This is a genomic window from Streptomyces sp. NPDC028419, assembly GCF_055565515.1.
The window spans coordinates 1-7,018 of record NZ_JBVHUE010000076.1 but is presented as its reverse complement, the minus strand read 5'-3'; the positions used below and the strand labels follow the sequence as shown (position 1 = coordinate 7,018).

At 71.7% G+C, this 7,018-nt stretch carries 8 protein-coding genes; all 8 read left to right on the top strand.

Going from position 1 to position 7,018, the window contains the following annotated elements:
• Nucleotides 1-115: 115 nt before the first annotated feature.
• The 8 genes from ACZ4UB_RS39410 (at nucleotide 116) to ACZ4UB_RS39375 (ending at nucleotide 6,928) form a co-directional block, all read left to right on the top strand.
• Nucleotides 116-769, top strand: coding sequence for an HAD family hydrolase (locus tag ACZ4UB_RS39410; protein ID WP_354380344.1), 654 nt, complete (start codon nucleotides 116-118; stop codon nucleotides 767-769).
• 43 nt (nucleotides 770-812) lie between these two features.
• Entirely contained in the window at nucleotides 813-2,060 is a 1,248-nt protein-coding gene (locus ACZ4UB_RS39405; protein ID WP_468078092.1) for an MFS transporter, read from the top strand.
• Entirely contained in the window at nucleotides 2,032-3,180 is a 1,149-nt protein-coding gene (locus ACZ4UB_RS39400) for an acetoin utilization protein AcuC (RefSeq protein ID WP_468078094.1), read from the top strand. The genes ACZ4UB_RS39405 and ACZ4UB_RS39400 overlap by 29 nt, the downstream gene beginning before the upstream one ends.
• Before the next feature lie 122 nt (nucleotides 3,181-3,302).
• Nucleotides 3,303-4,118: a phosphatase gene (locus tag ACZ4UB_RS39395; RefSeq protein ID WP_468078090.1), complete on the top strand. Its 816-nt coding sequence runs from the start codon at nucleotides 3,303-3,305 to the stop codon at nucleotides 4,116-4,118.
• Nucleotides 4,119-4,259: 141 nt separating this feature from the next.
• Nucleotides 4,260-4,469 carry a helix-turn-helix domain-containing protein gene (locus tag ACZ4UB_RS39390; RefSeq protein WP_008738568.1) on the top strand — a complete coding sequence of 70 codons (210 nt, stop codon included), beginning with the start codon at nucleotides 4,260-4,262 and terminating at the stop codon, nucleotides 4,467-4,469.
• A gap of 152 nt (nucleotides 4,470-4,621) precedes the next feature.
• Nucleotides 4,622-4,720 (top strand): 30S ribosomal protein bS22, encoded by a 99-nt coding sequence (locus ACZ4UB_RS39385; protein WP_003948845.1) that lies wholly within the window; start codon nucleotides 4,622-4,624, stop codon nucleotides 4,718-4,720.
• 91 nt (nucleotides 4,721-4,811) lie between these two features.
• The gene (locus ACZ4UB_RS39380) at nucleotides 4,812-5,909 is read left to right on the top strand and encodes an NAD-dependent epimerase/dehydratase family protein (protein ID WP_399263985.1); all 1,098 of its coding nucleotides are present in this window, start codon (nucleotides 4,812-4,814) and stop codon (nucleotides 5,907-5,909) included.
• The gene (locus ACZ4UB_RS39375) at nucleotides 5,909-6,928 is read left to right on the top strand and encodes a lysophospholipid acyltransferase family protein (RefSeq protein WP_468078088.1); all 1,020 of its coding nucleotides are present in this window, start codon (nucleotides 5,909-5,911) and stop codon (nucleotides 6,926-6,928) included. The genes ACZ4UB_RS39380 and ACZ4UB_RS39375 overlap by 1 nt, the downstream gene beginning before the upstream one ends.
• Nucleotides 6,929-7,018: the final 90 nt, after the last annotated feature.

Here is a 7,018-nt window from a genome sequence, read left to right as displayed (position 1 = left end):
GGGGGGACCCTGTGGGAGAGTAGGACGCCGCCGAACAATCATTGTGGGAAAGCCCCGCACCTTATGGTGCGGGGCTTTTCTGCGTTCCGGACCAGAAATACGTAGGGTCGGGTGCATGAGCTACGACCTCGTCATCTTCGACAACGACGGCGTGCTGGTGGACAGCGAGCCGCTCTCCAACACGATCCTGTCCGGGTACCTGACCGAGCTGGGGCACCCCACCTCCTACGAGGAGTCCCTGCGCGACTACATGGGCGCCGCGGTGCACCGGGTGCACGACACGATCCTGGAGCGGACCGGCGAGCGGCTGCCCGAGGACTTCGACGACACCCTGCACGCCCGGGTGTTCGCCGCCTTCGCGCGGGAACTGCGGCCCGTCGCGGGCGCCGTGGAGGTCCTGGAGGAGCTGACCGCGCGCGGGATCCCCTACTGCCTCGCCTCCTCCGGGAGCCACGAGCGGATCCGGGTCGGACACCGCACCACCGGACTCGACGAGTGGTTCGAAGAAGAGTGGATCTTCAGCTCCGAGGACGTCGGCAAGGGCAAGCCCGCCCCGGACCTGTTCCTGCACGCCGCCGCGCGGATGGGCGTCGAGCCCGCGCGCTGCGTCGTCGTCGAGGACAGCCCGCTCGGGGTGCGGGCGGCCCGGGCCGCCGGGATGGACGTCTTCGGCTTCACCGCGATGACCCCGGCCGAACGGCTCGCGGGCGCCACCGCCCTGTTCGGTGAGATGAAGGAACTCCCGGGGCTTCTCCAACTCGATATGTGATCGCTCTACCCACGGGTAGCACCCGCGCCTACGCTGAGCCGCCATGACAGCAGACGTGCGGCTGCGCCGTGGACGAGGGTCCCTGGGCTTCAGCTTCTTCGTGCAGGGCGTGACCTTCGCCCTGCTGGTGACCCGGATCCCCGCGATCCAAAGCCAGTACGGGATATCCGACGGCCTCCTGCCCGCCTTCCTCGCCGCCGTCCCCGTCCTCGCCGGGGTGGCGAGCGTGGGGACCGAGCACCTGGTGAAGCGGGTCGCGCCCAGCACCGTACTGCGCTGGGCGCAGCCGCTCGTCCTGCTCGCGCTCCTCGGCGCCGGGGCCGGGACGCGGATGTGGCACGTCGCCGTGGCGCTCGGCGCGTTCGGGCTGGCGGTGGGCGCGCTGGACGCCTCGATGAACATGCTCGGGGTCAGTCTCCAGCAGACCTACGGCCGCAGCATCATGCTGGGCTTCCACGCCTCGTACAGCCTCGGCGGGATCGTCGGCGCGTCCGCCGCGTGGGCGGGCGCGCACTGGCAGCTGTCCCTCTTCACCAGCTACCTGCCGGCCGTGGTGGTCCTGCTGCCGCTCGCTTTCGTGGGCAGCCGGTACTACGTCGACCAGCGCGCGGCCGACGGGGGCGGACCGGGCGCCGGCGGATCCGCGGCCGCGAAGGGGTTGGGCGGCGGCGGCTTCAAGCTGCTGTTGCCGCTCTGCCTGGTGATGGCCTGCGCCTACATCGGGGACTCGACCGTCTCCAACTGGGGTGCCAAGTACCTCAAGGACGTCCTCGGCAGCTCCGAGCAGCTCTCCACCGTCCCCTACAACGTCTACATGGTGATGACCCTGATCGGGCGGGCCGTCGGCGACCTCGGGGTGCGGCGCTTCGGCGCGGTGGCCGTCGTGCGCGCCGGGACGGTCATCGCCGCGAGCGGTTTCGCCGTGGTGGCCGGCGCGCCCGGGGCGTGGATCGGGATGCTCGGCTTCACGCTGCTCGGGGTCGGGCTCTGCGTGATCGTGCCGCAGACCTTCGCCGCGGCGGGCCGGCTCTTCCCCACCGCCTCCGACACGGCCATCGCGCGGCTCAACATCTTCAACTACGTCGGGTTCCTGGTCGGGGCCCCGCTGGTGGGCGCGCTCGGCGACGCGTGGAGCTACCGGGGGGCCATGCTGGTCCCGATGGCGTTGGTCCTCGTCACACTCCTCTATGCCCGGTCGTTCGCCGCCGAGGGCGCCCGATACGGTGGCGGGCATGAGCGGCGAGTCGGTGACAGGGCTGTTGATGTGGGACGAGGCGGTAACGAAGTATGACTTCGGGCCCAGCCATCCGATGGATCCGGTGCGCCTGGCGCTGACCATGGGCCTGGTGCGGGCCTTCGGGCTCGACCGGGAGGTCGAGGTGCGCGCCGGCAAGGCGGCCGGTGACTCCACGCTGCGGCTGGTCCACCGCGAGGACTACGTCGCCGCGGTGCGGGAGGTGTCCGCCGACCCCGGGGTCGCCGACGGTTCGTACGGGCTGGGCACCATGGACGATCCTGCCTTCCACGGGATGCACCAGGCCTCGGCGCTGATCGCCGGGCAGTCGGTGGCGGCGGCGGAGGCGATCTGGCGCGGGGAGGCGGCGCACGCCGTGAACTTCGCGGGCGGGCTGCACCACGCGATGCCGGGCGGGGCGGCCGGCTTCTGCGTCTACAACGACGCCGCCCTCGCGATCGCGCGGCTGCTGGAGCTGGGGGCCGAGCGGGTCGCCTACGTGGACGTGGACGTGCACCACGGGGACGGCGTGCAGGCGGCCTTCTGGGACGACCCGCGGGTGCTCACGGTCTCCCTCCACGAGCATCCGCGGACCCTGTTCCCGCAGACCGGCTGGCCCGAGGAGACCGGCGGGCCCGCCGCCGAGGGCTCGGCCGTGAACATCGCGCTGCCGGCCGGGACCGGGGACGAGGGGTGGCTGCGGGCCTTCCACGCCGTGGTGCCCGAGCTGCTCGCGGACTTCCGGCCGCAGGTGCTGGTGACCCAGCACGGCGCCGACACGCACTTCGAGGACCCGCTGGCCCACCTGGCGGTGTCGCTGGACGCCCAGCGGGCGGTGCAGGAGGCCTGCCACGAGCTGGCCCACGCCCACGCGGGCGGGCGGTGGCTCTCCCTCGGCGGCGGTGGCTACGCGATCGTGGACGTCGTACCGCGCTCCTGGACGCACCTGGTCGCGATCGCCGCGCACCGGCCGCTCGACCCGGAGTCGGCCGTCCCGGCGTCGTGGCGCGACGAGGTGTACGCGCGTACGCGGCAGTTGGCCCCGGCCCGGATGACGGACGGGCGCACGCCCGAGTGGCGGGAGTGGGAGTCGGGTTACGACCCGGCGGACCGGATCGACCAGGCGGTGCTGGCGACGCGGCGGGCGGTCTTCCCGCTGCGCGGGATGCTGACCTGATCCGGACCCTGACCTGACCGAGCGCTCGCGGGGGTGTCCGCGCAAGCGCGACATTAGGCCAACTGTGGGGGGCTTTCCCGGAATTGAGGATCCGTCGGATCGGGTGCGGCAGCATCGGAGGGGTGTTGAGCACCGGCGCCCTGCGTGCGCACCTGCTGGCCGCCCGGTTGGCCGGGCCCGTCGCCACCTCGCGTGAGGAGAGCCTGCGCAGCTACCGGCTGTTCGCGGCCCGCGATCCGCGGGCGCTGCTCGGGCTGGACCCGCGCGGGGGGTGGGCGCAGCCCGATCTGCTGCGGTTGATGGCGGACCGGTGCGGGGTCTCGGCGGATCCCGGGCACGTCAGCGGCCCGGACGTGATCGATCCCGAGCGGACGCTGGCCGGGCTGGAGGTCTTCGCGGGGCGGTTGCGGGAGGCGGCGCTGACCCGGGCCCCCGTGCTGTTCGGCACCGGCCATCCGCACCGGCTCCTGGGCTTCTACGCCACCTTGGCCTGTGCCCTGTCGGCGGTGGGATGTGTTGTCCTCACCCCGGCGCAGGGGGTGCCCGTGGACATTCCCACCCGCTTCGGCGTACGCACGCACCGCCTTGAGTACGTACGGGGGGTCGCGCTGGTACGGGAGCCGGGCGCGCGTCCGGTGGGGGGCGCCACCGGCGCACACAGTCATTCGCCGCTGCCGGTTCGGATCGCGCTGGGCGCCCTGGCGGAGGCCGGGGGGCCGCTTCCGGAACTGGTGGTGGGGGACCACGGTTGGGTCTGCGGGGCAGGTCAGCTGGGCTTCGAGGCGATCGGGCTGGCGGATACGGACGACCCCGCGCCGTTCGTCGGGGAAGCCGAGGGGAGCGTGTGCGCGGTGGTTCCACTTGATGACGCGGTGCGCTCGGACTACTACCGTCCGCTCACGCGGTACGTGCTGGGGCGCGCGGGGCTCGCGGGCTGAGGTGTGGCCGGGACTGGTGCCTGTAGCTCCTCTTCCCCACTCGTATCACCCGCCCCTACTCTGGGGAGTGAGCGTGCGACGACGGGGCGTAACCGGAGGGGAAGCCGGTGCCCGTCATGCGCGGAAGGTCAAAGGTGTGTCATGGCTGCTGGCGAGAGGCCTCTCAGTGAGGTTCAGTTCCTGACCGTGGCGGAGGTCGCCTCGGTGATGCGAGTGTCGAAGATGACCGTGTACCGGCTGGTGCACAACGGTCATCTGCCCGCGATCCGGGTGGGCCGGTCCTTCCGGGTCCCCGAGAACGCGGTCCACGAGTACCTCCGAGAGTCCTATGTGGGGGTGGAGTCGGCCTGAGACTGATCTCCCCGGACACCCTCGGACACCCTCGGATTACGGGCTCAGAGATCTGGCGGGTAGGCTAGGCCGACGTAGGTCGTGTGGGCCCAGACGCCCCGCACCGATCCCCGCTAGCGCGGGGATGTTCCGAGAAGTGAGCGAGGGTAGTCGTGGGCTCTGTCATTAAGAAGCGGCGCAAGCGGATGGCCAAGAAGAAGCACCGCAAGCTGCTCAAGCGCACCCGCGTGCAGCGTCGTAACAAGAAGTAAACGGCAGCTGTACGTGTTTTCCGCAGCCCCTCCACCATCCTGGTGGGGGGGCTGTGGTGCAGCCGGGGTACGACGAGGGAGGCGCTGAGCAGTGGGGAAGGTCGTGCTCGTGACCGGGGCAGCCCGGCAGCTGGGGGGCCGATTCGTACGCCGGATCCAGCGCGACCCGGAAGTCGAGCGGGTGATCGCGGTGGATGCGAACACCCCGCCGCACCGGCTGGGATCGGCCGAGTTCGTCCGGACGGACATCCGGCAGTCGGCGATCGCCAGGGTGCTGGCCGAGTACGCCGTGGACACCGTGGTGCACCTCGCGGTCACCGGCGGCGGTGGCGTGGGCGCGGGCGGCGCGGGGAGCGCCGTGAAGGAAACGAACGTCATCGGGACGATGCAGCTCCTCGGGGCCTGCCAGAAGTCCCCTACGGTGCGGCGCCTGGTCGTGAAGTCCAGTACGAGCGTGTACGGGGCGGCGCCGCGGGACCCGGCCGTCTTCAGCGAGACCACCCAGCCCAAGTCCCTGCCCGCCCTGGGCTTCGCGAAGGACGCGGTCGAGGTCGAGGGCTACGTGCGCGGCTTCGCGCGCCGGCGGCCCGATGTGGCCGTGTGCGTGCTGCGCTTCGCCAACATCCTGGGGCCCTTCGCGGATTCGGCGCTCGCCGAGTACTTCTCGATGCCGGTCATGCCGACCGTGCTGGGCTACGACCCGAGGCTCCAGTTCGTCCACGAGGACGACGTGCTCGACGTGCTGCGGCTGGCGGCGGGGGAGCCCCGGCGCGGCACCCTGAACAGCGGGACCTTCAACATCGCGGGGGACGGCGTCCTGCTGCTGTCCCAGTGCTCGCGGAGGCTGGGCCGGCCCACGATCGCGCTGCCGCTGCCCGCGCTCACGTGGGTGGGCTCCGCGCTGAAGGCGGTCGGGGTCACCGACTTCTCCCCGGAACAGACCAGGCTGCTGACGCACGGGCGGGTCGTGGAGACCTCGCAGATGCGCGAGGTGCTGGGATTCAAGCCGATGTACACGACCGCCGAGACCTTCGCGGACTTCGCGCGGAGCCGGGGGAACGGACTGCTGCCGCCCGAGCGGGCGGCGCGGGCCGTGGACCGGGTGGCGGGCGCGCTGAAGGTGGATGTCGCCGTGGCAGGAACCGGGTCCGGAGCCGGATCCGCGGCCGAAGAGGGAGCGCAGCGATAGTGGCGGACGCCAAGGTCATTCCGTTCGACGAGGACCGTCCGCGGCGGCGGGCCCGGCGGGTCCGGGCGGTCACCGCACCCGATGCCGGGGCGGGGCCGGTCGTGGCCGCCGGGTCCGTGGCGGCCGATCAGGACGCGGGGTCGGGCGCGGTGTCCGCCGTGCCCGCGCCGGCCGTCCCGAGCGGGTGGGAGCGCCGGCTCGCGGGCGGGCTGGCCTTCCTGCGGCGCCGGGTCACCGGTGACTACGAGGTCGACGACTTCGGGTACGACAAGGAACTGACCGACCAGGTCCTGATGTCGGTGCTGCGGCCGGTGTTCGACAAGTACTTCCGGGTCGAGGTCAAGGGCATCGAGAACATCCCGAAGGAGGGTGGCGCGCTGATCGTGGCCAACCACTCCGGGACGCTGCCGTTGGACGGCCTGATGATGCAGGTCGCGGTGCACGACCACCACCCGGCGCAGCGGCACCTGCGACTGCTCGCGGCGGACCTGGTGTTCATGCTGCCGGTGGTCAACGAGCTGGCGCGCAAGGCCGGGCACACCCTGGCGTGCGCGGAGGACGCGCAGCGGCTGCTGGAGGCCGGGGAGCTGGTCGGGGTGATGCCCGAGGGCTTCAAGGGGATAGGGAAACCCTTCGAGGACCGCTACAAGCTCCAACGGTTCGGGCGCGGGGGCTTCGTGTCGACGGCGCTGCGGGCGGGGACGCCGATCGTGCCGTGCTCGATCGTGGGGGCGGAGGAGATCTACCCGATGATCGGCAACGCCAAGACGCTGGCGCGGCTGCTCGGGATCCCGTACTTCCCGATCACCCCGACCTTCCCGTGGCTGGGGCCGCTGGGTGCGGTGCCGTTGCCGACGAAGTGGACGATCCAGTTCGGTGAGCCGATCCCCACGGACGGGTATCCGCCGGAGGCGGCGGAGGATCCGATGCTGATGTTCAACCTGACGGACCAGGTGCGGGAGCAGATCCAGCACACGCTGTACAAGCTGCTGGTGCAGCGGCGGTCGGTGTTCTTCTAGGTCCTGTCGTCAAAGTGCCGTCGTCGCCCGAAGGGCGGCCCCGCGGCGTCTGGTGCGTGCTCTCGCCGTGCCGGGCGGAAGCCCGCGTAC